Genomic DNA, 2654 nt, shown 5'->3' with positions numbered 1-2654 from the left:
TGGGTCAGAGGGTGTGAAATTCCGAGAGTGGGACCAGCCTGTCCGGTCTACCGCGAAAGCAGACATCCCCGGATTTATGAGCATATGCCTTAGGTCGCGCTATCTGTAGCGGCCCGGCCGGAGGTACCTGCACGTGCTGTCAATCGCCGCGCGATCGGCGTCAGCAGATAGGGCGCGAGATGAATCGGAAACTGCGTCAGCGCGAAGTAGAGCCAGGTCGTCGCCGGCAGCACGCCCGCGGTCGCGGCCAGCATCAGCCCGAGATTGCGCTGTGACACCATCAGGCCGATTGCGAAGGCGCGCTCATGGCCGACGCGCCGGAAGATCAGCGTCGTGACGGCGAGCAGGGTGAAATAGACGGCAAAGGCGAGCAGCGCGACGCCGATCGTGAACAGGGGGGCGGCGAGGAAGTCGGTTGCGACGTCGCCCATCACCGCCGAGGCGAACACAAGCAGGATGACGATGTTGATGCCGTCGATCGGACGCTTGTGGCGCTGGATCGCCTCGCTGCCGAACAGGCGGCGGATGACGGTCGCCGCAAGCAGCGATGCCGTGAGGATTCCGAGCAGCTTCAGGCCGAGCGTGAGCGGCGAGATGTTGAGCATGCCGCCGAGAAACAGGCTGGCAAACAACGAGGCGGTGAAGGGGACGAGCGCGGTCGAGGTCACCAGCGTGACCAGCACCAGCGTGGCATCGAGGCCCATCAGCGCTGCGAGCGCCGGCGCAGCCATCATCGGCGAGGCCATGCCCTGGAGCATCAGCGCGAGAGCAAGGCCGGGCGAGCTGTCGCTGAGCCCGGTTGCACGAGCAATCAGCCCGACAATCAGCGGCACGCCGATCGTGGTCCAGGCGGTGGCGGCCGCAACCAGCGCCGGCCGGCGCAGATGTCCGTAGAGCGCCGTCAGGTCGACCCGCATGAAGGAGATGCAGAGCAGAAGGAAAATTGCCTCGGTGACGTAGGGGCGCAGCAGCGCACCGAGCGGCGGCACCGCAACCGCGATGAAGGCGATCGCCGCAACGGCGCGCGTGCCCTGGTCGCCGAGCCATGTCAGCCCGCGCAGGGGAATGGCGAAGATCGTTTGAAGATTGGAAGCCATGCGCAACGGCGTTGTCAGCCCAATCCCTTCAACCACGCGCCGATCTCGCTGACGGCGATATTGGCCTGTGGCAACAGCTTGCCCATAGTGAAGAAGCCGTGGAATTGGCCGGGAAAGTGCTTGTACGTGACGGGCACGCCGGCCTGCTTCAGGCGCGCGGCAAATTCGTCGCCTTCATCGCGCAGCGGATCGGCGCCGGCGGTCAGCACATAGGCGGGCGGCAGGCCGGCAAGGTTTTCCGCGCGAGCCGGCGAGGCACGCCAGTCGTGGATGTCGGCGGCGGCACCCAGATAGTGATCGCGAAACCAGCGGATCACCGAATGCGTCAGCAGCACGCTGGTCTCGGGTTCGCTGTGGGAGCGGTGCGTCATGGCGAAATCGGTCGCCGGATAGATCAACACCTGGCCCGCGATCGCGGGGCCGTTGCAGTCGCGCGCGGCGAGCGCGACGACCGCGGTGAGATTGCCGCCGGCGCTGTCGCCGCCGATCGAGAGACGGGCGGCGTCGATGCCGAGCTCGCGCGCATTCGCTGCGACCCATTTGGTCGCGGCGATGGCGTCCTCGGTGGCCGCGGGAAACTTGTGCTCGGGCGCGAGGCGATAGTCGACCGAGATCACGATCAGCGCGGCTTCGACCGCGAGCTGGCGGCAGACGACGTCATGGGAGTCGAGATCGCCGATCACCCAGCCGCCGCCATGGAAGAACACCAGCGCCGGCGACAGGCCGTTCTGCCGGCGCGGGTCCTTCGGCACGTAGATGCGGGCGGGGATCACCCCGTGCGGCGCCGGGATCGCCAGCGGCGCGACACGTGCAAGTTCCGGCGGCTCGGGGTTGGTGGCAAAGCGCGCTTGCGCGTAATAGGCGCGCGCCTCCGGCGCGGTCAGCGTCTCGTAGGCGGGGCGGCCGGCCTCCTGGAACGCCTTGTAGACGGCGGCGGCATCGGGATCGAGCACAACGGGCATGGGGGCGACCTTGGGGCTTCCAGTTATCGTTGGACGGCGCGTTCGGGGGGCGGGGCCCGCCTCGGGCCCCAAGGAAGGGTCCTCCGACTATCCCATTCGGCCGGCGGTCTGGCCAGCCGGCGCCGGGCTGGGCAGGAATGCCGCCCTTTCCCCGCCGTATTCGGCGTGTTAACCGGATGGCCTGCGAGCGGCGGTATCCCCTGTAGAATGTCCAGCAAGCCCGATTCGCTGTTGAAGCCGCGCGAGAAGATGGTTCGAACCCTTACCCTGACAGGTCTTGCGGCGCTTCTGGCCGCCACTGCGCTCACGGCTGCGACGCCCTCGCAGGCGCAGATCGGCACGATCTTCTCCGATCCGCCGCCGCTGCGGCCGCCCGGTAGCATTCCGCGCGGACAGCCGCAGCCGCAGGTGCCTGACGACGACGAGGAAGTCCCCGAGCTGCCGCCGCAGGGCCGCGTGCTGCCGTCGCGTCCGATGGCGCCGCCTCCCGGGCGTCAGGGCAATGTCATGCCCGGGCCGGTGGAGACCCAGCCTCTGGCGCCGCCGCCGGGCTCCAGCGCCGCGCCGCCGAACCAGCCGCCGCCCGTGGCGGTCG

Annotated in this window: 2 protein-coding genes and 1 pseudogene; 1 reads left to right on the top strand and 2 read right to left on the bottom strand. The window is 68.5% G+C overall.

The window, feature by feature from the left end:
- Positions 1–89 precede the first annotated feature (89 nt).
- Positions 90–1097, bottom strand: coding sequence for a Na+-dependent transporter (locus XI08_RS10120; RefSeq protein WP_271574305.1), 1008 nt, complete (start codon positions 1095–1097; stop codon positions 90–92).
- A 14-nt stretch (positions 1098–1111) separates the two neighbouring features.
- Entirely contained in the window at positions 1112–2059 is a 948-nt protein-coding gene (locus XI08_RS10115) for an alpha/beta hydrolase (protein ID WP_271574304.1), read from the bottom strand.
- 207 nt (positions 2060–2266) lie between these two features.
- Here XI08_RS10115 and XI08_RS10110 point away from each other — a divergent pair.
- Positions 2267–2654: pseudogene (locus tag XI08_RS10110) on the top strand (DUF2155 domain-containing protein); the annotation flags it as partial.

The organism is Bradyrhizobium sp. CCBAU 11361 (assembly GCF_028128935.1).
In the GTDB taxonomy this organism is placed as follows: domain Bacteria; phylum Pseudomonadota; class Alphaproteobacteria; order Rhizobiales; family Xanthobacteraceae; genus Bradyrhizobium; species Bradyrhizobium niftali.
Note: the sequence above shows the minus strand (reverse complement) of the source record. Positions and strands in the feature narration are given on the sequence as shown.